This is a genomic window from Rheinheimera oceanensis (genome assembly GCF_018831085.1).
In the GTDB taxonomy this organism is placed as follows: Bacteria; Pseudomonadota; Gammaproteobacteria; order Enterobacterales; family Alteromonadaceae; genus Alishewanella; species Alishewanella oceanensis.
In genome coordinates this window covers 160,720-182,209 of the sequence record NZ_JAGPNM010000001.1, presented here as the reverse complement: position 1 = coordinate 182,209, position 21,490 = coordinate 160,720, and the positions used below count along the sequence as shown (strand labels likewise).

The following is a 21,490-nucleotide window of genomic DNA, read 5'->3' as shown; positions in this document are numbered from 1 at the left end:
TTGTAACATCTAAACAAACCAAAGCTGGATCAGAGTTACTGATACAGCTTGGTTGCTACATATAACTCTTCTACTTTCTGCCGTGCCCAGGGTGTTTTGCGTAAAAACTTCAGGCTGCTTTTTACCGACGGATCTGTTTTAAAGCAATTAATATCAATCTGTTTTGCCAGGTCCGGCCAGCCAAAATGATCAACCAGCGCGGTGACAATTTGCTCCAGCGTAACGCCATGCAGCGGGTTATTCGGTTGAGACATATAACGTCCTTTGTTGTTGGCGTGAGCAAGCCGGTTCATGCCTGAACCGGCTGCATACAGTCCAGGCTTATAAACGCTCTAATACCGCAGCGGTAAAATCGGTGGTGCCGAAGCTGCCGCCTAAATCACGGGTAGTGCGATCGCCTGTAGCGATAACATCGGCCAGTGCACTGCGGATTTTCTCAGCTTTGTCCTGCATACCTAAGTATTCCAGCATTTGAATAGAGGCCAGAATTACCGAGCTTGGGTTAGCCAGGTTTTTACCGGCAATATCCGGTGCACTGCCGTGTACGGCTTCAAAAATGGCGCAGTCGGCACCAATGTTAGCTCCTGGTGCCATACCTAAACCACCGACTAAACCGGCGCATAAGTCAGATAAAATATCGCCAAACAGGTTGGTCGTCACGATAACGTCGAACTGCTGCGGGTTCATTACCAGCTGCATACAGGCGTTATCAACAATCATTTCCTGCGCTTCAATATCCGGGTAACGGGTAGCTACCTCACGCGCTGTTTTCAGGAATAAACCTGAGGTAGATTTCAGAATGTTGGCCTTGTGCACAATAGTCACTTTTTTGCGCTTTTCGCGCCGGGCCGTTTCAAAGGCAAATACTGCAATACGCTCGGCACCGTCTTTAGTCACAATACTGGTAGCTTCTGCTACCAGGCCATCGGCAGACACTACCTGGCCATGGCCAGAGTACATACCTTCGGTGTTTTCGCGGATAGTGATAATGTCGATATTTTCGTAGCGGGCTTTAGTGCCTTTAAACGAAATAACCGGGCGCACGTTTGAGTACAGGTTAAATTTCTTGCGCAGCGTTACGTTAATAGAAGTAAAACCTTCACCCACTGGTGTAGTCAGCGGGCCTTTTAAAGTGATTTTATTACGGGCAATAGCATCGAGCGTAGCCTGTGGCAACAGCTCACCGGTTTTTTCCAGTGCAGTTAAACCGGCATCGACATATTCATAGTCAAAGTTACAGCCCACTTTATCCAGCACCTGGATGGCGGCTTCAACGATACTTGGGCCTATGCCATCGCCTTTAATGACAGTAATAATTTGCTTGCTCATGGGGGATCCTTAGCTGTCGTATTTATTAGGAAAGAGGGCCTCTGGCGGGCCTGAAAACGGCGCAGAATATAGCATTTTTCGGCACATTACGCCAGTTTGGTAGAAGTTTACCGCAGTTATCCAGGTTATATACGGTATAAGGTTGGTGAATGTTGTAATAAAACTACAGTTTAAGCTGTAGGGGATAATAACATTGGCTATGCTGTGCCAGTTGTTGCAGCCAGTTTTCTGCCGTAACGGTTGCCTGGCTGTCAGCTGCAGTTTTACGTAACAGTATATCAACTGGTTGTACCGGCCCGGCGCAATACAGCGCCAGGCTGCTGAGCCATGCCAGTTGCAGGTTTAGTGTTACTGCCGTTAAACGCTGGCCTGCACTGGGTTTTAGCCAGGCTGTAACAGCTGTAGTGTAATTGTCCAACTGGTATAGCTGTAGCAACTCAATAAGCTGTGGCAGGTAAGTTTCACTTTTGCACTGCAGAGCCGGAGTAAAGGCACTTTGGTAACCGGTGCCGGAGCGGCTCACCAGTGCAGTGCGCTGGTAAAGCGGGTCAAGCCATAATGGAGCGCAGCAACACAGTGCCAGCAAGCGGCTGCCTGTGTATTGCAGCTTGGGCATAAATAGCTGCAGCGCTTGCGCGAGCACATGACAAAACTGGCTAAACACGTCTTGCCATGGATGGTTCAAGGCACGAAGATAATGCTGTAGTTCGGCCTGTGCCAGCGCAGCAGGCAGGGCATCCCGACCGATAATGCCAATAGCCAGTTTTACGCTTTGCACATTTTGCTGCTGGCGGTTTAACTGGCTTGCCAGCGCCAGTATTGGCGCCGAGCGCTCTGCGCTCGTTGTAAGGTAATGCTCCAGGGCTTTATTGTCATAGTAGCGCAGTTCACTAAAGTGGGAATCTTGCAGCAAATGGGCAAAGGAAGCGGGTTGTTGTGTTAACTCTGCAGCCGGTTGCTGCAGTAGCCGGTGCAAAATATCTAATTCGTAATCACTTTGACTTAGCATCAGGCGCGTTGCTAATGTCGTTTGCCATTCGCGACGGTTAGACAAATACTCGCTTTGCGTCAGCAACAGGCTCAGCAGAGTTTGTTGCCACTGTGGCTGTTTGCGCTCTGTGGCATAGCAACCGCTTAACACTTTAACTACGCTGGCAGCTTGTGGCAGTGGTTTAAGCTGCCTGGCTGCGCTAAGGGCAGGGTATGGCAGTGGCTCTGTTTGTACAGCAGACACTATAGCGCTGCAGCTGCCGGCAAGAAGCAGTAAACGCCGGTTAAGCGGGTGAAGCTGATAACAACCGGCAAGATATAACAATATCTCAATACGCCACAGAGGTAGCGGTAGTTGAGGCTTTGGCTGGCTAATGCTGTCATATGTGACGGCGGTATCAAATGCTTCGCGCTGTTTGCTCAGCAGTATTGCTGCTTTATACAGTGTTTCAGCCGAAGTAATGTTGCCAGCCTGATTAACGCAGTGTTGGTAAAGTTGCTGATAACCATGCCATGCTTCGGAGTCAGTTAGCATGACCGCTAACAACACTGTAGCGCTGCACAGCCTCTTCGCCTATGGCCTGCAGGTGGCGGTTTTTAAACAGTAATGCTGTGCATTCATCTGCCGTAGTTATACCGTCGGAAACACTGCGGTGGGTGCGGTAATACAATACCTGATACAGATCTTTTCCTTGCAGCACGGCTTCAGTAATGTCAGGAGTACCGAGGCGGCGCATCACATCGTCCTGTGTCAGGTTGTCGGTCAGTTTATACTGGCTTATCAGCTTATGGTTAAAGGCTTCCCGGTCTACCCAGGTCATTTGATCGACATCATCCTGATAGCAAAAATAAACAGTGGCAGTGAGCAGTACATACACTGCCAGCCCGATACTGAGCCAGGTCCATTTACGTAGCTTAAACTGAAACACAGAAGCGGCTTTTTGCATCATGTCAGGGGCTAACCTGTGGTTGGATCCGCATATCCTGCAGGTTCAGCCCCAGCTGTATGTCGGTTTTCAGCGTCAGGATCTGCATAAAGATTTTAATTTGTTCTTTATGCTGCAGAATCTTTTCGCGCAATTTCTTATGGCAATCCGGATGCTCCAGTGCATCTGTCAGCGTGGCACCCAGTGCCAGCAAATCATGGGCACCTTTAGGGCCAATGCCATTTACACCGGGAATGTTGTTGGTACTGTCGCCAACCAGGCTCCAGTAACGCACCAATTGAGCCGTGCTGACACCAAATTTCTGCTGTACCGCTTCTTCAGTTTGGTGCTGGCGGGCAAAAGCATCGTAGATGTGAATATGCTGGCTTAGCAGTGGCAAGAAACCTTTGTCTGTTGACACTATGGTAACTTGCTGGCCGTGTTGCGCCAGTTTTACTGCAACAGAGGCAATAATATCATCGGCTTCGTAGTCATCATGTTGCACGCTGTCAAAGCCGAGAGTTTTGGCACATTGCTGTAAGCCGGGCAGGGCATCTGCCAGAATGGTTGGCATTGGTTTACGGTTGGCTTTGTATTCAGCATACAGCGTTTTACGCCACAGGCTGTTACGACCGTCAAATACCAGCACAGCGTGGCTTGGGGCTAGTTCTTGCTGTAATCTTGCCATAGCCTGACGCAGCATATTTTCTGTGTTGCGAATGATCTGGTTTTTGGTGCCCTCAGCCATTTCATCGGTTACAGGCAGATATGGCCGCTCCTGCACGGCGTAAAGCCGGCGTATCAGGTTAAGCGCATCAATTAACAGCAAGTGTGCCATGTTAACGTACTACCTTGTAACAGGGTTCATATTTGCTGCCTGGCAGTTTCATTCTGCCCTGATCTACAAAAGCCTGTAATAGCGTATCCATCATTTGCATTAGTTTGGGTTCACCACTTATCTGGAAGGGACCATGTTGGCGAATGGCTTTAATACCTTCATCTTTTACATTACCGGCGACAATACCGGAGAATGCCCGACGCAGGTTGGCAGCCAGTGTTGCGCTGTCCTGATCCAGGTGCAAGTCCAGTGCGGCCATATTCTGATGATTCGGGATAAAAGGCTGCTGAAAGTCCGGTTCGATCTGCAGTGTCCAGTTAAAGTGATACGCATCGCCTACAGATTTACGGTAATGCCGTACTTCGGCAGCGGCCAGTTTTAACTTACGCGCTACTGCGGGGGCATCATCAATAATAATCTCGATCAGTTTTAATGCTGCACTGCCAAGGGTATTTTCGATAAAGCTGGCAATTTCGCCAAAGTAAGCCTCGCTTTGCCTGGGCCCGGTTAAAATAATCGGTAACGTCTGCTGCTGATTCTCTTCGTTTAGCATAATGCCAAGCAGGTATAACAGTTCTTCTGCGGTACCTGCACCGCCAGGAAAAATAATAATGCCGTGTGCCACCCGGACAAAAGCTTCCAGCCGTTTTTCGATATCCGGCAGGATCACCAGTTCATTCACGATAGGGTTTGGTGGTTCAGCAGCAATAATGCTGGGCTCTGTCAGGCCAAGGTAGCGGCCGTTGCTAATGCGTTGCTTATTGTGGCCGATGGTAGCGCCTTTCATTGGGCCTTTCATAGCGCCGGGGCCACAGCCGGTACAAATATCCATGCCACGCAGCCCTAGCTCATAGCCTACTTCTTTGGTGTATTTATATTCAGCCTCATTAATAGAGTGGCCCCCCCAGCAAACAATCATATTAGGCTCGTTACTGGCATCAATTACACGGGCATTACGCAAAATATCAAATACGGTATGGGTAATATGATCACTGTTGCTTAGATCCAGCCAGCTTTTGCTGCTTTGTAAACGGCTGTGATAAAACAAAATATCGCGCAGTACGGCAAACAGGTGCTCGTGTATGCCTTTGATAATCTTGCCGTCAACAAAGGCGCTGTGCGGCGGATTAAATAATTCAATTTTAATGCCGCGCTCGCGGCTTATAAGGTTAACGGCGAAATCGCTGAACTGCTCATAAATTTCGGCGGAGCTGTCGGTGTGGCTACCCACATTAAGTACTGCTAAACAACAGTTACGAAATAAACGAAAGGCTTCTTGCTGGGTATTTTGTTTTAAATGATCAACTTCCAGCTGTGATAATAAATCCATAGACCCAAGTGGGTTTAACTGCACATGCATATGTGCTCCTTATACATTAGGTTAATGCCGTCTCAGGAGGCAGGTTTAAGAATAACTTTATCACGGCCTGCTTTTTTGGCTTCGTATAGTGCTTCATCGGCACGATCAAAAGCACTGCGATTAGTGTCCTGTTCGGTAAATCGGGTAGCGCCAAATGAAATGGTAATAGGTACACTTACATTTTTGAATTTAAAAGGGATGTTACCAATTTTTTCTCTTAAAGCGTTAAGCCGCTTTTCCAGCTCGGCTAACTCAGTTTCCGGAAATAGCATAATAAACTCTTCACCGCCGTAACGGGCGATAAAATCAGTTTCGCGCAGGTTAAGTTTTAGCGTTTTAGCAATTACTTTGAGCGTTTTATCACCGGCGCTGTGGCCATAACTATCATTAATGTTTTTAAAATGGTCAACATCTGCCAACACCACACAAAGCGGCTTTTTATAGCGTTGCCAGCGTTTAATTTCTAATTGGTAGCGTTCATCAAAAGCTGCGCGGTTGGGTATTTCTGTTAATGCATCTTGCAGGCTACGGAAATTTTGCTCGGCAATGCGCTTTTTAAAAGTGCCGGCATCTGTTTCCAGCTCACCGAGGCGTTGCTCCATATTACCAAGTGTTAACAGTAATTGTTGCCGTTCCTGCTGTTCCAGTTGCTCTTTTTCGCGTAACGAGCCGGTAATAGCAATTAGCTTATCACTAACCAGTAATTTTAACTGTTCCAGCGAGGTGGCCTTTTGGCTGGCATGGCTCAGATGATCAATTTGTAACTCAATTTGCTGATTCAACCCCAGCATTTTTTGTTTCAGATCAGCTGATGCACTTAACGACGATACCACCGACTGTTGCACACTGGTCAGGGCATCATTCAGTTTTAATAAAAAATGTTCAGCTGACTGCCGTTCGCGGTTAATACTGCTGATAATAATGCCGATAGTTTTTAAACAGGCTTCCAGCAGGGCATCAATGGGTAACTTCCCCAGCAAGCTCAGCCGGATTTCATCAATTGCGGCAGCACTTTCTTCGGCAAACGCCAGCTCGCTTAGCAGGTTGGTTAACTCGACACTGATTTGGCGGCAAATATGGCCGTAGCGTACATTGTCATCATTGCTGTCAGCCAGTTGCTGCTTGGCTTGCAGAACATTTTGATACAGTTTGGTCAGTTCAGTTAGATGCGGTAAAAATGCATGCACTGTGGCGGAGGGCTGGCCGACTTTACCCAATAACAGGCGTAAATCACGGCGCAGCTGATCCGGCAGGCCTTTTTGCTGCTGCAGCAGTTTACCGGCGTCTGCCAGGCCCTGTTGCATGCTTTGAATGTCAGCCTGATGCCTTGATTCTAACAGTTTAAGATTGTCGCTGGTGGCTTCAATAAATGGCAGCAGTTTTTCCAGATCAGTACCGCGGTTTAGTTCGGTTCGCAACTTTGCCAGCCGGTTATCTAAATCGACATCAACCCCTTTGCACGCCAGAGACAGCCGTGAGACAAACTGGGCCAGAATCTTAAACTGGGTTTCATAGGTATCTTCCAACGCTTTGCGTGCTTTAAGTGCATTGGCCAGTTGTTTTTGTGTGTCGTCTTGCAAGACTACCACCTGATGGTTCGCTGTTAAATCTATGTTTAGATTTAAGTATATCGGTAAAAGTAATAAATGCGATCACTGTTTTAAGCTAAATGCTTTGGCAGATAAAAAAACAGCAGGCCCGAAGGCCTGCTGTAGCAGGGGATTTATTTTTATTATTATCCGGTTTACTTCTTACACAGGTAATAAGGTAACCAGGTTTGTTCTTCAGCAGAGGTCAGGTGTTGCATAATCAGCATTCCTTGTTGGAACTACTGTCTGGCAGTCCGTCTGCCAGACGCTGAGTATTTAAGCAGAAAACAGCTTTATTTGAAAGTTATGTTGTAATATTTCCTGTCTTATTTCGGTTTTATTCACGTTTTTGTCGTTAACTTATTTTTACACAATTTGTATTGTGTTGATTTTTAACTGATTTATTTTTTTGCTCTGTTATTTTTATGAAAGTGTCGTTGTAATATTAGCTTGCTACTGACGACTTAGGCGAATTGCCGGAGGCGTACAAGGCTCGCTGGCTCGCCAGGGGTTAATATCCAGCCCACCACGACGGGTATAACGGGCATAAACACATAAAAAGCTGGGTTGGCAATATGACCAGATGTCGCTGAAAATACGCTCGACACACTGTTCGTGAAATTCGTTGTGGCTGCGAAAGCTGATCAAATAACGTAACAGCGCCTCGTGATCCAGCGCTTTGCCCCGGTAATGGATATAAACACTGGCCCAGTCGGGCTGGGAGGTAATTAAACAATTTGATTTAAGTAAATGCGAGTGCAGTTTTTCTTCAACGATATCCGCATCAGTTTGGGTTTGCAGCAAGCTGGCATCATACTGATACTGGGTTATTTCAATATCCAGATCATCAATGCAGCGGCCCGGGATCCAGGTTGGTTGAAACGCCATAATCTCATTAACGTTATGCAGGCTGACTTTTACCGTTTTACCGGCACAGGCCGATAAGTCGCGCTGCAAATGCTGATACACCTGGCCCAGATCCGCAAAGCGGCTTTGGTTAAAACTGTTGAGGTACAACTTAAACGATTTGGATTCAATTAAATTGACCGAGTCGTAAGGCACCACAAAAGTAGCCAGGGCAACCATTGGTTTACCTTTGGCATTAAGCCAGGACAACTCGTAGCCGTGCCAGATGTCCTGCCCGACAAAGGGTAAGGCTGTGGCTGACAGACCAATGTCATCCCGGCCCAGGCTGCGGGGTACTGCCTGTAATAAGCTGGCATCATACTGATCAGCATAGGCGGTTATTTTACCAAGGCTTAATCCGGCAAGAAGTTCTGAGTGGCTGCTGGTCATGTCTGTTTTTGTCATCACGGCGTAGTTAGCGTTACAATGGCGCAAGTTTATCATAAAGTCTGATAGAAGGTCGCGTGGCTCTGGCAACGAATTACAGTCAATTTATTCAGCGTGCGGTACTGTGGTATCAGCAGCAACAGCTGACATTAACCACCTGGGCCGATCCAAAAAGCCCGTCGCCATGTCAGGTTACAGAACCTGTGGACGACAAGGTGCAGTGGCAACCGGTTTTGCAGCAACCGCCTGCTGATTTTTCTAATGTTGAACAGGCACTCGGGCTGGAGTTGCACCCGGATATCAAAAGTTTTTATCAGTTGCACTATGGTGCAGGTTTGGCGGCTGAACATAGCCGGGGTAAGCTGTTGTTGTTAATGGTTTGGAACAGCGATGATGTCAAGCGGCTGCAGGAAAATATTATCGGCCATATCATTATGAAGCGGCGGTTAAAACTGCGCGAAACGGTGTTTTTTGCTACCACTGAAGATGATGATGTTTTGCTGTCAGTACTTAACAGCACTGGTGAAGTGTTTCTGGAGCATGTCGGGCAGGAAGTGAGAGAAAAGCTGGCAGACAATCTGGCTGATTTTATCAGCCAACTGACGCCTTGCAGTTACGAAGGGCTCTGACAATCCCAGGCAATATTGCCCAGCAAGTAGCAGTTATCGCATTTAAAGTCGAATAATTGCTGTAATGGCTGCTGTAAGCGCCAATTACCACCGCAACCGGGGCAGGGTTTACCGGCTTCTTTTTCGCAATTACTACTGCTGCCACTGTACAACGCATAGTACACCGTTTTGTTATTGGCTTTTGCTAACTGGCGCGCCAGTTGCCGGCCTTGTTTGTTTAATCTGCTGTTTAGCTGTTGCAAACTGCGCTCTGCGCCTTTAACCAGCACCCGCGTTTGCTGCATTTGGATTTCGTCCAGCGCCTGATACTGCAACTGCCAGCGAATAAGCTTTTCATGATCTGCCGCTTTTGTGTTTAGCTGATATAACGGCACTGGCGCAAAGTGTTCGCCGCAGCGTACCGGCGAGCAAGTGTCATTAAAGCGGCTGTACAGAATATAAAAATCTGCGCTGGGACAGGGATCGCTATGCTGTGACATCAGATCCATACCCAGAATATGTACTTGCGGATAAGCCAGACCTGCGCCGCCTAATTGCTGCAGTGCATCCAACCCTTTAGTGCTGTGGTGTTTTTGCTGCAATGCTTGTTCATCCGGCAGCACTATGCGGCAGTTAAAGCTGTCCTGTTGCCAGGCGGTTGGAAATTCCCGGCCCAGCACCTGGCCATTAAATATCAGGCTTTCAATATAACGACGAATAGCGCTTTCAGCGCTGTTAAAGTCGGTATCGGCTATGACCTTAAACTGCAGTTCAGCCAGATACATACTATTTACCCAGCTTAGCTAGCAGTAAATCCAGTTTGGCCTCAATGCGTGCCAGAGTTTGCGTCAGTTCAGTATCTGAATGATTAGCGGGGTTTGGTGCAGGTGCGGCTTCATAATTTGGGGCAGTATCGTCAAATACCGGGTTATTGCGCCATTGCTGGTATGCTGAAAAGAGTTGTTGTGGGGCGATACGCCCGGCTAAACGGGCACGAAACAACGCCAGGCTGGGCGTTTTACCCTCACGTTGCAGTTGGGCTGCAACTTGTTGTAATAGTTGTACGGGATCTGTCATGGCTTTTGCCTGTTTGACTAACTAATAGCGAAATTTACCACTAAGCGCTGGCAGATAGTAGCGGTAATTTCATAAGGTTATGTTTTTTAAGGTTTTAATCTGTGGCATGGCATTTGCTGAGATAATTACAGGCCGCTGCTACGGCTGATTACTACAACAACACAGGAAAATCATTATGTTAGCAAAAGTATTTGTTGCCGCTGCATTGGCAGTTACCTTATCAGGATGCGTGATTGCGGTGGGAGGAAAGCATGAGTTTGATGATGACAGCAGTTGGAAGAAAACCCAGCGTTATAATCAGGAGCAAATCAATAAACTGGCTCTGAATACCAGCGCAGAAGATGTCCGGATCTTGCTGGGTACACCGGATTTTACTGAGTCGTTTAATAAAGACGGTGAAACAGTGCAGGTGCTGTTTTATCGCACACATCATGTAAAAAGTGATGGTAAAACCACCAAAGATGAATGTACACCGCTTATTTTTAAGCAAAACAAACTCAGTGGCTGGGGTGATAAGGCCTATCAGTATCTGTAATGTGTACGCCGGCGGAGTTATCCGCCGGCTGTATTATTAGCTTAGCGTAATTTCCTGCAGGTGATTTTGCACATGCAGGTAATGGGCACTGTAGTATTGTGCTTTGGTCAGGTTGCCATAAGCAAAATGCGGTGCTAAATCGCCCTGCCAGGCGATAAACAATTCAATTTCGCTTACCAGTTCTGCCAGTGCTACGTCGTTAGGTACGGCATCTACCAATTGGGGGGCGCCGGGAATAGGCTCATCCAGTGGATGCGACATAGTGCCGCTGGCTGAAAATACATTTAATGCAGCCGCACCTGCGGTGTACTGAAACAAAGCCGATTTCGCCTGTGGGTAGCCAAGGCGTGAGTAGCGGATACTTTGCGCAAGATGCTGAAACACTTCACTGACACTCCAGTTGCCATGGCTGGTCAGTTTAGCTGCCGGTAAGCGTTTTAATTGCGCCAGCAGTTCATCCAGCGGGTAGTGCCGCGCCATAGCCATCACTTTAGTGCCAAATACCACTGCCAGTGGTACGCCAACGGCGGTTAAAAGAAATCTGCGTCGGTTCATGCCAAAATCTGGTATTGCGTTATTTCCGCTTACGTTAGCCTGTTTATATTGAAGTTGCCACAAAATTAAGCTGAGTTGGCTGATGTAAATATTGGCAAACCTGAGTAGCATGGCATAGTGATATTGCAGCAGCCTGATTAGCGAAGGACACATTATGTTTGACTGGATCTACAGCCCGGAAGCCTGGGTAGCGTTAGGCACTCTTATGGCACTTGAGATTGTGCTGGGGATCGACAATATTATTTTTATTTCTATTCTGGTAGGAAAACTACCGCCAGAACAACGTGATTCTGCTCGGCGTATTGGCCTCGGCTTGGCAATGTTATCTCGTTTAGCATTATTATTTAGCCTGGCCTGGGTTATTGGCCTGACTGAGCCGTGGTTCAGTGTGTTTGGTTTTGATATCTCCGGACGGGATTTTGTCCTGATTGTCGGCGGCTTTTTTCTGCTGGCAAAATCCACTCACGAAATTCACGACAGCCTGGAAGGTAGCGGCCAGATTAGCGTAACAAAAGCGGCAACGGGTTATCTGGCAATTTTAGTACAAATTATGCTGCTGGATATTGTATTCTCGCTCGATTCGGTTATTACCGCGGTAGGGTTGGTTGAGCACTTGGCGATAATGGTTATTGCCGTTGTTGCTTCGGTGCTGGTGATGTTGTTTGCGGCTAAATCAATAGGTGAATTTGTCGATCAGCATCCCACTATAAAAGTGCTGGCATTATCGTTTTTAATGCTGATTGGTTTTACACTGGTAGCTGAAGCGCTGGATGTACATGTGCCCAAAGGTTATATCTATTTTGCTATGGCATTTTCAATCTGTGTTGAGCTTATCAACTTAAAAGTACGTAAGAAAAGCCAGCATGAAACAGTAAAACTACATAAAAAAACGGATATGGAATAAGCGCATGTTTGCTTTTACAAGCGCCGGGCGATTGGCTAACATCTTGCCATGATTGACGCTGGCAGTAACCAACCCCACTTCTGGCAGGTGTCCAGAGACAACCAGACTTATACCGAGCTGTGTAACGCTTTGTATGAGCGTGAACTGCTGCGTTTGTCGCAGCTTAGTACTGAGCAGTTGTTGCGCCTGCCCAATCGTTTAGCCAGCCTGCCATTTTATATCCGCCGGGCGGCCAGTAATATACTGCAACAAAATACCACGCTGCAGCTGGATAGCCAAAATGCGTCCTGGTACCACAAACAGGCTGCAAATTGCCCGGCACGTAAACAGCATGCCGATCCTATCGACGCATTTTATAACAAATATGCCAAACCCGGCCTGATAGTACCGGTGTACATTACTCAACTGACGCACGAGCAGATAGTGCTTGATAGCGTAGATGAAGTTGACCCTGATGGGTTGCGCCTGCATTGCAATGAGCACGGCTGGTTTAGTTTTTCCGGTACACCGCTGGCGCAGGAAAACAGCGATAAGTTTTTGCTAAAACCTGCCAAAGCCATTATGACTGCCGCCTGCTGTGGCCATCAGTGGTTAAATGGTGACAAAAAGCCGCCACGATTGCTTAGCCTGCGCGAATTGTTGCTGGCCAGCCGGTTAAACTGGCAAAATTTTGCTAAACCTTTACCGGCATTGTTAGCCTGATGTTGGTTTTCCTGCTTTGCAATCGGGGGCAGAGGCTTCATAATGGCCGCAGTCTGTTTAATGAAGCTGTATTATGCGAATACTCACTTTACTGCTGGTAATTGTGCTGGGCTTGCTGCAATACCGTTTGTGGTTGGGCCAGCATAGCATTGCCGATTACTTTCGTTTGCAAGAAGAGCTGCGTACTCAACAAGCCAGTAATCTGGAGCTGGAAAAGCGTAACCGTTTATTAAAAGCCGATGTGACTGACTTGCAACAGGGGCTGGAAGCGATTGAAGAGCGCGCCCGCAATGAGCTTGGGTTAATTAAGCACGACGAAGTGTTCTTCCGTTTATTCAGCCAGGCAGAGCCGGGTAAAACAATTAATGACTAACCTTAATTATCCTGCTATTGCCGCTATTGTACCTGCTGCGGGCGTTGGCAAGCGCATGCAGGCCGACCGGCCAAAACAATATTTGGTTTTGCACGGTAAAACTATTCTGGAACACAGTATTGCCAGGTTGCAGTCGGTTGCTGGTGTTGAACAAATCTGGCTGGCACTGGCGGCAGAAGATCCGTACTTTGATGCCACTGCATTAAGTCACAGTAATGTTACCCGGGTTAAAGGTGGCGAAGAACGCATGCATTCGGTGCTCAACGCACTGAATTTTGTTGATGAACATCAGTACCCCTGGGTGTTAGTGCACGACGCCGCCCGGCCGTTAGTGCGCCAATCAGACATTGAACAGCTAATTCAGCGTTGTTTAGCCAGTGGTGAGGGCGGCATTTTGGCCTGCCGTGTGCGCGATACTATGAAACGCGGTGAATTAATGGTGGCAGAAACGGTAAGCCGTGAGCATTTATGGCATGCGCTGACACCGCAGTTTTTTCCTACCGCGTTATTAAAAGCAGCTTTGCATGACGCTATCAGCGCCGGAGTTCACATTACTGACGAAGCCTCAGCCATGGAATGGGCTGGCCACAGTGTGCTGCTGGTAGAAGGCCACAGCGACAATATTAAAATTACCCAGCCAGCCGATTTAGCCCTGGCTGCGTTTTATCTGGAGCAAAGTAGTTAATGAATATGCGTATTGGTCACGGCTTTGATGTACATGCCTTTGGTGGCGAAGGTCCGGTAACGCTGGGGGGCGTTAAAATTGAATATACGCAGGGCTTGCTGGCCCATTCTGATGGTGATGTCGTGTTACATGCGTTATCCGATGCTTTACTTGGCGCAGTAGCGCTTGGTGATATTGGCCATCATTTTCCTGATACGGACGCTGCCTTTAAAGGTATAGATAGCCGGATATTACTGCGTAAAGTGTTTGCTGATGTTAGTGCTGCTGGTTATAAAATCGGTAATCTGGATATTACGATTATGGCGCAGGCGCCTAAAATGGCACCGCATATTAATGCCATGCGCCAGTGTATTGCCGAAGATTTAGCCTGCCAGTTGTCACAGGTAAACGTAAAAGCCACGACCACCGAAAAGCTGGGTTTTGTCGGCCGCAAAGAGGGTATAGCGGCAGAGGCCGTGGTACTGCTGGTTGGCGCATGACAGCAGGACAGCCACTAAGTTATTTATACGGCGAACCCCAGGCTACAGCGCTATTACGCCAACACAGTAACGACTTTATTGTTGAAGAGCAGCTTAATTTCAGCCCCAGCGGCACTGGTGAACATATTTTGCTGTATATCGAAAAAACCGGCCAGAACACCCAATATGTGGCTAAACAACTGGCAGAGCTTACCGGCTTGCGCACCCGTGATATCAGTTATGCCGGTTTAAAAGACCGCCATGCGGTAACCCGGCAATGGTTTTGCTTTAAGTGGCCAATTAAGCAACCGCTGAATTGGCAAAGCTGGCAGCTTGAGGGCTGCACTGTATTGGATATGCAACGCCATTACCGCAAACTGCGCTTAGGGGCACTTAAAGCTAACTTGTTTCAAATCTGCTTGCGTCAGGTATCAGATATTGCTGATGTGCTTAAACGCGCTACGTTGTTAAGCCAGGGCGTGCCGAATTATTATGGTGAGCAGCGTTTTGGCATTAACGGCGGCAATCTGGCGTTAGCGCAGCAACTGTTTAGTGGCCAGAGTATTACCGATCGTAAACTACGCGGCCTGGCATTATCCGCTGCCCGCTCTTATGTGTTTAATCAGCAGGTTAGTGCCCGTATCAGTTCGGGTTTATTTAATACCGTACAAGATGGTGATGTGCTGCAGCTAAATGGTTCTGGCTCAGTGTTTCGGGTGCCAGAGGCTGATGCCACTTTACAGCAGCGTCTGCAACAGCAAGACCTGCATATTACCGCGGTGTTGGCAGGCATTGGTGAGCCAATGGTCAGTGGTGCCGCAGCCGAATTTGAACGGCAGGTGCTTGCACAGCACAACGAACTGGTGCAAGGACTGGAAGATTATCGCTTGAAAGCCGAACGGCGGGCGATACGGTTGCTGCCGCAGCAACTTACTGTGCAACAGCAAGGTAATGATATAACGCTAAGCTTTGCGTTACCGGCAGGTTGTTTTGCTACCAGTGTGCTAAGAGAGCTGCTGAAGTACCAGGATTGCGGCCGTAAAACCGTTGATATGGAGTAGCTAAATGCGAATTTTATTAAGTAATGATGATGGTGTGCATGCCAAAGGTATGCAGGTGTTGCAACAGGCATTAAGCCAGATTGCTGAAGTAACAACTGTCGGGCCGGATCGCAACTGCAGCGGTGCCAGTAATTCATTAACGCTGATAAACCCGTTACGGGTACAGGAAATGGAAAATGGCTTTTTATCGGTAAATGGCACCCCCACTGATTGCGTACATTTAGCCATTAGCCAGTTATTAAATTTTACACCAGACTTAGTGGTAGCGGGCATTAATCATGGAGCTAACCTTGGCGATGACGTGCTGTATTCAGGTACCGTTGCAGCTGCCACCGAAGGGCGGCACTTAGGTTTACCTGCTATTGCGGTTTCGCTGGCCGGGCGCGAAGAAGAGCATTTTGCTACCGCCGCCTATGTTACTGTGCAGGTGATTAAAAAGCTGAAATCACACCCGTTACCGGCAGATCAGATTTTAAACATTAATGTGCCAGCGGTATCAATCGAACAGTTAAAAGGCATTCAGGTAACACGCCTGGGACGGCGCCATAAAGCCGAAACCATGACCAGTGCTACCGATCCCTGGGGTAGAAAAATATACTGGTACGGCTCACTGGGGTCGGAGCTGGATGCCGGCGAAGGCACCGATTTTTATGCCGTAGCCAATGGTTATGCGTCTGTAACACCACTGCAAATTGATATGTCGGCCTATAAAAGTATGGATACCTTACGACAGTGGTTAGAGGGGATTAGCTTGTAATATGGCAGTAGCAACGTCACGCAGCGCCGCGGTACTGGCGCAAAAACTTCAGACTGAGGGCATCCGTAATCCACAGGTTTTGGCGGCTATAGCGCACACGCCACGACATTTGTTTGTTGAGGCCGTACTGGCCCATAAAGCTTATGAAAATACCGCCCTGCCAATTGGCCAGGGCCAGACTATTTCTCAGCCTTATATTGTTGCCCGCATGACAGAATTATTATTGCAGGACAAAACACCGGGTAAGGTATTAGAAATTGGTACCGGCTCAGGCTATCAAACCGCAATACTGGCCAGGTTGTTTTCACATGTATGCAGTGTAGAGCGTATTAAAGCGCTGCAGTTCCAGGCGAAGCGGCGCTTACAGCAACTGGATTTACACAACGTATCAATGAAGCATGGCGATGGCTGGCAGGGCTGGCCCAGCAAAGCCCCGTTTGACAGTATTATTGTTACCGCAGCCCCGGTTGAGGTGCCAGTAGCCTTGTTGCAACAACTTACAGAGGGTGGCCGCTTAGTGATCCCGGTGGGATTACACGATCAGGTTTTGCGGGTATATCAGCGTAATGGCGATGATTTTAACAGCACAGACATTGAAGCGGTGCGTTTTGTGCCGCTTGTGCCAGGCGCACTGGCCTGATTAAGGAAAACTCATGCAATATATTCAGTGGATTATAAAAGGGCTGGCGATGGGGGCTGCAGATGTGGTGCCAGGGGTGTCTGGCGGTACTTTGGCCTTTATTCTGGGGGTTTATGAGCGTTTACTGGCAGCCATCAGCAACTGCAATATGCAAGCGTTGCGTTTGCTTGGCCGTGGCAGAATTGTTGCGCTATGGCAGCATATTGATGGTACATTTTTACTCTGTTTGTTTGGCGGCATTTTTATCAGCATTTTTTCTCTGGCCGGTGTTATTAGTTATTTTCTTGAATATCGACCTATTCCGCTATGGGCACTGTTTAATGGCCTAATCCTGGCGGCATTACCCAGATTAATGAAAAGCCTGCACTGGAGCTTGCTACGTGCCGGGTTATGTCTGCTCGGAGTGGTTTTTGCCGTGTCAGTTGCTATGCTGGCACCACAAGAACTTAACCCGGCGCCCTGGTTGTTTTTTGTAGCCGGAGCGATAGCGATATGTGCGATGATACTGCCCGGTATATCCGGCAGCTTTATTTTATTGATTTTAGGCATGTATGCCCCGGTGCTGCTGGCGGTAACTGAACTACAGTTTGCTGTGTTGGCACTGTTTCTGGCCGGATGCATTTTGGGTTTACTGAGTTTTTCCCGTTTACTAAACTGGCTTTTACGGCATTACCATGATGCTACGTTAGCGCTGTTAATTGGCGTGGTAATGGGCGCTTTTTACCGGATTTGGCCCTGGCAAGCCGAGCAAAAAATGTATCTGCCGTGGCAGTATGCCAGGCAGGCAGGTGATGCAGATATAGGTATTGCATTGGTGTGCCTGATTGCTGGCATAGGTATTATGTTACTGCTGTTAAATCTGGAAAAATGGTTTACTCTGCCTGCTACGGCGGAGAATGCGACGACGAAAGACTAAAGGAGGTTTTTATTCGTTGTACTAACCACAGCTACCTGTATCAAGCAACTGCACGCCCGGTAAGGCTTTGGGCGCGTGCTTTCAGCCTGTGGTTAATATTACTTACAATGGTGCTGAGCGGTTGCTCTTCCCGTTCAACTCCGGCACCGGTCAGCACACTGGAATTACGGGAAAATTTCTATCAGCAACGTAACCGTGGTTCGTTATCTGGCAGCAGCTATACTGTGCAACGCGGTGACACCCTCTATTCTATTGCTTTTCGTGCCGGTAAAGATGTGCGTGAACTGGCACGGCTTAATGCTATTGCCAGCCCTTACACTATTTATCCCGGACAACAGCTTAAGCTAACCGGCGTACCCCCGGCCCAGGTTGCTAAAGCGGTAGCTAAACCAGTAGCCGCTAAACCGGTAACAAATACAGCTAAAAATACAAATACGAATAATTCAAGCCAAGCAAAATCAAATAGTTCGGTAAAACCGGCTAAACCTGTTGCACCGAAAAATCAAACGGGTTATGTTCAGACCAATACAGCGCCGGAAAAAAAGGCGCAAAATCCTACCTTAAGTGGGAACGTGGTGCAATGGCAATGGCCGGTAAAAGGTAAAATAATTTCCGGTTTTTCGCACCAGCAGCAAGGTAATAAAGGGGTGGATATTACCGGGCGCGAAGGTGACAGAATAAATGCAGCGGCCAGCGGGCAGGTAGTTTATGCCGGCAACGCGTTAAGAGGCTATGGTAATTTAATTATTATTAAGCACAATGACGATTACTTAAGTGCTTATGCGCATAACCGTAAGCTGCTGGTAACAGAAAGACAAATGGTTACTGCCGGACAGCAGATAGCCGAAATGGGCAGTACTGACGCTACGGATCCACGTTTGCACTTTGAGATCCGCTTTCGTGGCACTTCAGTAGACCCATTGAAGTATTTACCAAAATAATAAGATCAAAAGCACAAGTAATATCAGGAATGGATACGATACGCCTTAGTTGGCTCCTGACCCTGTAGACGTGGGAGAAAGGATATGGGACAAAAGAGTGACGACGACGTTTTAGATTTTAAAGAAGATGAACTGATAGACGATGCTGCGTTGCTGGAAGATGATGCAGAGCCGGATGCGGCCGAGTTAACCGCTGAAGAAAGTGTGGCTGAAGATGTTTTTGCCCGTGATGACAGCCATAAAACTATGGATGCAACACAAATTTATCTGGGGGAAATAGGGTTTTCGCCATTGTTGTCTGCTGAAGAAGAGGTATATTTCTCCCGCTTGGCATTAAAAGGCGATCAGGCAGCACGTAAGCGTATGATAGAAAGCAATTTACGCTTAGTCGTTAAAATTGCCCGCCGCTATATTAACCGTGGTTTAGCATTACTGGATTTAATCGAAGAAGGTAACCTGGGCCTGATCCGTGCGGTAGAAAAATTTGATCCCGAACGCGGTTTCCGTTTTTCAACCTATGCCACCTGGTGGATCCGCCAGACCATAGAACGCGCCATTATGAACCAAACCCGTACTATCCGCCTGCCCATTCATGTGGTGAAAGAGCTGAACATATACCTGCGTGCAGCAAGGGAGTTATCGCAAAAGCTGGATCATGAACCAACACCGGAGGAAATTGCCAGTGCGCTGGACAGGCCGGTAGAAGAAGTGCGGAAAATGCTGAAGTTAAATGAAAAAATAACCTCGGTAGATACGCCTGTCGCGGGTTCATCTGAAAAGCAGTTGCTTGATGTTATCGCTGATGAAAAAGAGCTGGGGCCGGAAACTGAGTTGCAGGATGAAGATATTCGTCAGCACTTAGTGGTGTGGCTGAATGAGCTAAACCCAAAGCAGCGTGAAGTGCTGGCGCGGCGTTTTGGTTTGCTTGGCTATGAGCCTTCTACACTTGAAGATGTTGGCCATGAAATAGGTTTAACCCGGGAGCGGGTACGGCAAATTCAGGTTGAAGCGCTGCGGCGTTTACGTGAAATTGTGACGCATCAGGGGCTGAATATAGAAACCCTGTTTCAGGATTAAACCTGCTTAAAACCAAACAAGGCGCTATCAGGCGCCTTGTTGTTTTTGCAGAAACTGCACCAGCAAGTTACCTGCCTCGGTAATATGGCGTACAAGCAATTTACCGGCTTGCTCTGTGTCACCACGGCGTAATAAAGTCAGTAGTTCGGCGTGTTCGGCAGCACTGGTGTCGGCATAGGCCAGTGCTTGCTCCTGATATCCCAGATAGCGTGATACCTGTTGATGCAGTTGGTCCAGCAAGCGCAGTAAATGTGGTTTGGCACAGCTTTGATATAGCAGGCGGTGGAACTGCCAGTTGAGTTCTCCGCGTTGATAAGGTGCCAGGCTTTTATTCGCTGCAATATAGGCCAGTAAGTCTTCGGCCTGACCCAGTTGGCTGAAACTCATATTGGCAGCGGCCAGTTGTAGTGCCAGCGGTTCCAACTGTAAACGTAACAAACACAGCTCTTGTGCTTCGGTAGCACTAAAGCCCGGTACCTGCATACCGGCTTTGCCATGTGGCTCCAGCCAGCCTTCGCTTAATAATGCCTGTTGTACATCGCGCACCACTATACGGCTTACACCATAATACTCTGCCAGTTGTTGCTGGGTAAGCACTGATCCTGCCGCCCAGCATTGCAACTGAATATCTTGTTTTAGCTCGTTATATAGCTGATGTTTTTTCAGCATCAGTGGCTCCGTCGCAGGCCATTAATGATCAGCAGGGTTAAACCACCGGCAATAATGCCCCAGAATGCAGCGGCAACACCAAAAAAACTCACACCGCTGGCTGTAACCAGCAGGGTAACGACGGCCGCTTCGCGGTGCTCACCCTCTGCAGTAGCTACGGCCAGATTCGCGCCAATGGTGCCCAGTAATGCCAGGCCAGCGAGTGCCGCAATCATTTCTTTAGGAAAAGCCGCAAATAGCGCCACCACAGTGGCACCGGCCAGCCCGGCCAGCAGGTAAAATACACCGGCAGCTATACCGGCAATATAACGTTTATCTTTGTCGGGGTGCGCTTCAGTGCCGGTGCAAATAGCCGCAGTAATGGCCGCCAGATTAATGGAAAAAGCGCCCCAGGGTGCCAGCAGTAAGGTTGATAGAGCTGTGCTGCTGATAAGCGGTGACACCGGCGTTTGATAACCACTGGTACGGATCACCGCCACACCGGGAATATTCTGTGATGCCATGGTAACCAACAGCAGTGGCAGGCCAACACCGAGTAGGGCGCTGAGTGACCAATGCGGTGTTACCCATACCGGTGTGGTTAAACTTAGCGTAACGGCACTGTAATTAAACTGCCCCTGCACCACTACACACAGCAGCCCGGCTAGCAGTACCCATAAAATGGCATAGCGCGGCATAAAGCGTTTGGCCAGCAAATAGCTGATGCACATAAGGCCAACCAGCAATAACTGGCTTTGCAGTGAGGTAAAAATGCTTAAGCCAAATTGCAGCAAAATGCCCGCCAGCATGGCGCTGGCCAGTGGCAGTGGAATAAGCCGGGTTAACTTATCAAACCAACCGCTAAGGCCAATAATAACGCCAAGTGCCGCGGTAAATATAAATACACCTACCGCTTCATTAATGGTTAAGCCTTGCAGACTGGTAGCTAAAAGCGCGGCACCGGGGGTAGACCAGGCAGTAATAACAGGGGCTTTGTAATACCAGGACAAACCAATACAGGTAGCCGCCATACCAATACCTAGCGCCAGCAGCCAGGATGCCATTATCTCCTGCGTGGCACCTGCCGCCGCCGCAGCTTGCAATACAATGGCTACTGAACTGGCAAAGCCGACCAGAACGGCCACAAACCCTGCCACTATGGCCGACAGGCTAAGATCTTTAATTGACATAAGTTAACTCAAACTAAAAAAGTATACCTAATTTAAAA

General features: G+C 48.1%; 26 protein-coding genes. 13 read left to right on the top strand and 13 right to left on the bottom strand.

Annotated elements, in window-relative coordinates:
• Positions 1-35 precede the first annotated feature (35 nt).
• The 8 genes from J3B89_RS00865 to queF all read right to left on the bottom strand — a co-directional run bounded on the left by J3B89_RS00865 (position 36) and on the right by queF (position 8,382).
• The gene (locus tag J3B89_RS00865; RefSeq protein WP_215395630.1) at positions 36-254 is read right to left on the bottom strand and encodes a VF530 family protein; all 219 of its coding nucleotides are present in this window, start codon (positions 252-254) and stop codon (positions 36-38) included.
• Between the two features lie 67 nt (positions 255-321).
• The gene (locus J3B89_RS00860; protein WP_215395629.1) at positions 322-1,329 is read right to left on the bottom strand and encodes an isocitrate dehydrogenase; all 1,008 of its coding nucleotides are present in this window, start codon (positions 1,327-1,329) and stop codon (positions 322-324) included.
• A 163-nt stretch (positions 1,330-1,492) separates the two neighbouring features.
• Positions 1,493-2,854 (bottom strand): hypothetical protein, encoded by a 1,362-nt coding sequence (locus J3B89_RS00855; protein WP_215395628.1) that lies wholly within the window; start codon positions 2,852-2,854, stop codon positions 1,493-1,495.
• Positions 2,844-3,269, bottom strand: a complete 426-nt coding sequence (locus J3B89_RS00850) for a DUF3192 domain-containing protein (RefSeq protein WP_215395627.1) — start codon at positions 3,267-3,269, stop codon at positions 2,844-2,846. The genes J3B89_RS00855 and J3B89_RS00850 overlap by 11 nt, the downstream gene beginning before the upstream one ends.
• A 1-nt stretch (position 3,270) precedes the next feature.
• Positions 3,271-4,083, bottom strand: a complete 813-nt coding sequence (gene xni / locus J3B89_RS00845) for a flap endonuclease Xni (protein ID WP_215395626.1) — start codon at positions 4,081-4,083, stop codon at positions 3,271-3,273.
• Position 4,084: 1 nt separating this feature from the next.
• Complete coding sequence (gene ppnN / locus J3B89_RS00840; protein WP_215395625.1) at positions 4,085-5,443, bottom strand: nucleotide 5'-monophosphate nucleosidase PpnN; 1,359 nt, start codon at positions 5,441-5,443, stop codon at positions 4,085-4,087.
• Between the two features lie 32 nt (positions 5,444-5,475).
• Positions 5,476-7,032, bottom strand: a complete 1,557-nt coding sequence (locus tag J3B89_RS00835; RefSeq protein WP_433915361.1) for a GGDEF domain-containing protein — start codon at positions 7,030-7,032, stop codon at positions 5,476-5,478.
• 453 nt (positions 7,033-7,485) lie between these two features.
• Positions 7,486-8,382 carry an NADPH-dependent 7-cyano-7-deazaguanine reductase QueF gene (gene queF / locus J3B89_RS00830; RefSeq protein ID WP_251372148.1) on the bottom strand — a complete coding sequence of 299 codons (897 nt, stop codon included), beginning with the start codon at positions 8,380-8,382 and terminating at the stop codon, positions 7,486-7,488.
• A gap of 20 nt (positions 8,383-8,402) precedes the next feature.
• On the opposite strand from queF, the gene syd reads away from it, so the two are divergent.
• Positions 8,403-8,954: a SecY-interacting protein gene (gene syd, locus J3B89_RS00825; RefSeq protein ID WP_215395623.1), complete on the top strand. Its 552-nt coding sequence runs from the start codon at positions 8,403-8,405 to the stop codon at positions 8,952-8,954.
• Here syd and J3B89_RS00820 read toward each other — a convergent pair.
• Positions 8,939-9,718, bottom strand: coding sequence for a DUF2310 family Zn-ribbon-containing protein (locus J3B89_RS00820; RefSeq protein WP_215395622.1), 780 nt, complete (start codon positions 9,716-9,718; stop codon positions 8,939-8,941). The genes syd and J3B89_RS00820 overlap by 16 nt on opposite strands.
• Position 9,719: 1 nt before the next feature.
• Positions 9,720-10,010 (bottom strand): hypothetical protein, encoded by a 291-nt coding sequence (locus J3B89_RS00815; protein WP_215395621.1) that lies wholly within the window; start codon positions 10,008-10,010, stop codon positions 9,720-9,722.
• Between the two features lie 175 nt (positions 10,011-10,185).
• Between J3B89_RS00815 and J3B89_RS00810 the strand changes: the two genes are divergently transcribed.
• Positions 10,186-10,545, top strand: a complete 360-nt coding sequence (locus J3B89_RS00810; protein ID WP_215395620.1) for a DUF3192 domain-containing protein — start codon at positions 10,186-10,188, stop codon at positions 10,543-10,545.
• 36 nt (positions 10,546-10,581) lie between these two features.
• Here the strand turns inward: J3B89_RS00810 and J3B89_RS00805 are convergent, their stop codons facing one another.
• Positions 10,582-11,100: a DUF1569 domain-containing protein gene (locus tag J3B89_RS00805; protein WP_215395619.1), complete on the bottom strand. Its 519-nt coding sequence runs from the start codon at positions 11,098-11,100 to the stop codon at positions 10,582-10,584.
• Positions 11,101-11,254: 154 nt separating this feature from the next.
• Here J3B89_RS00805 and J3B89_RS00800 point away from each other — a divergent pair, with 154 nt between their 5' ends.
• The 11 genes from J3B89_RS00800 to rpoS all read left to right on the top strand — a co-directional run bounded on the left by J3B89_RS00800 (position 11,255) and on the right by rpoS (position 19,614).
• On the top strand, positions 11,255-12,004 hold the full coding sequence (locus J3B89_RS00800; RefSeq protein WP_215395618.1) for a TerC family protein: 750 nt from the start codon (positions 11,255-11,257) through the stop codon (positions 12,002-12,004).
• A gap of 48 nt (positions 12,005-12,052) precedes the next feature.
• Positions 12,053-12,706 carry a hypothetical protein gene (locus tag J3B89_RS00795; RefSeq protein WP_215395617.1) on the top strand — a complete coding sequence of 218 codons (654 nt, stop codon included), beginning with the start codon at positions 12,053-12,055 and terminating at the stop codon, positions 12,704-12,706.
• A 73-nt stretch (positions 12,707-12,779) separates the two neighbouring features.
• Entirely contained in the window at positions 12,780-13,079 is a 300-nt protein-coding gene (gene ftsB, locus J3B89_RS00790) for a cell division protein FtsB (protein ID WP_215395616.1), read from the top strand.
• Positions 13,072-13,764 carry a 2-C-methyl-D-erythritol 4-phosphate cytidylyltransferase gene (ispD, locus tag J3B89_RS00785; protein ID WP_215395615.1) on the top strand — a complete coding sequence of 231 codons (693 nt, stop codon included), beginning with the start codon at positions 13,072-13,074 and terminating at the stop codon, positions 13,762-13,764. The genes ftsB and ispD overlap by 8 nt, the downstream gene beginning before the upstream one ends.
• The gene (gene ispF, locus J3B89_RS00780) at positions 13,764-14,243 is read left to right on the top strand and encodes a 2-C-methyl-D-erythritol 2,4-cyclodiphosphate synthase (RefSeq protein ID WP_251372146.1); all 480 of its coding nucleotides are present in this window, start codon (positions 13,764-13,766) and stop codon (positions 14,241-14,243) included. Before ispD ends, ispF begins: the two co-directional genes overlap by 1 nt.
• A complete protein-coding gene (truD, locus tag J3B89_RS00775; protein WP_215395614.1) occupies positions 14,240-15,283 on the top strand; it encodes a tRNA pseudouridine(13) synthase TruD in 1,044 nt (347 codons plus the stop codon). Before ispF ends, truD begins: the two co-directional genes overlap by 4 nt.
• A 4-nt stretch (positions 15,284-15,287) precedes the next feature.
• On the top strand, positions 15,288-16,040 hold the full coding sequence (gene surE, locus J3B89_RS00770; protein WP_215395613.1) for a 5'/3'-nucleotidase SurE: 753 nt from the start codon (positions 15,288-15,290) through the stop codon (positions 16,038-16,040).
• A gap of 1 nt (position 16,041) precedes the next feature.
• A complete protein-coding gene (locus J3B89_RS00765) occupies positions 16,042-16,680 on the top strand; it encodes a protein-L-isoaspartate(D-aspartate) O-methyltransferase (RefSeq protein WP_215395612.1) in 639 nt (212 codons plus the stop codon).
• Positions 16,681-16,693: 13 nt separating this feature from the next.
• Positions 16,694-17,596: a DUF368 domain-containing protein gene (locus J3B89_RS00760; protein WP_215395611.1), complete on the top strand. Its 903-nt coding sequence runs from the start codon at positions 16,694-16,696 to the stop codon at positions 17,594-17,596.
• Complete coding sequence (locus J3B89_RS00755; protein ID WP_251372145.1) at positions 17,548-18,537, top strand: peptidoglycan DD-metalloendopeptidase family protein; 990 nt, start codon at positions 17,548-17,550, stop codon at positions 18,535-18,537. Before J3B89_RS00760 ends, J3B89_RS00755 begins: the two co-directional genes overlap by 49 nt.
• An 84-nt stretch (positions 18,538-18,621) precedes the next feature.
• Entirely contained in the window at positions 18,622-19,614 is a 993-nt protein-coding gene (gene rpoS, locus J3B89_RS00750) for an RNA polymerase sigma factor RpoS (protein WP_215395610.1), read from the top strand.
• A 27-nt stretch (positions 19,615-19,641) separates the two neighbouring features.
• Here rpoS and J3B89_RS00745 read toward each other — a convergent pair whose 3' ends face one another.
• Both J3B89_RS00745 and J3B89_RS00740 read right to left on the bottom strand, forming a co-directional pair.
• A complete protein-coding gene (locus J3B89_RS00745; RefSeq protein ID WP_215395609.1) occupies positions 19,642-20,283 on the bottom strand; it encodes a GntR family transcriptional regulator in 642 nt (213 codons plus the stop codon).
• Positions 20,283-21,452 carry a benzoate/H(+) symporter BenE family transporter gene (locus tag J3B89_RS00740; protein WP_215395608.1) on the bottom strand — a complete coding sequence of 390 codons (1,170 nt, stop codon included), beginning with the start codon at positions 21,450-21,452 and terminating at the stop codon, positions 20,283-20,285. The genes J3B89_RS00745 and J3B89_RS00740 overlap by 1 nt, the downstream gene beginning before the upstream one ends.
• Between the last annotated feature and the right edge of the window lie 38 nt (positions 21,453-21,490).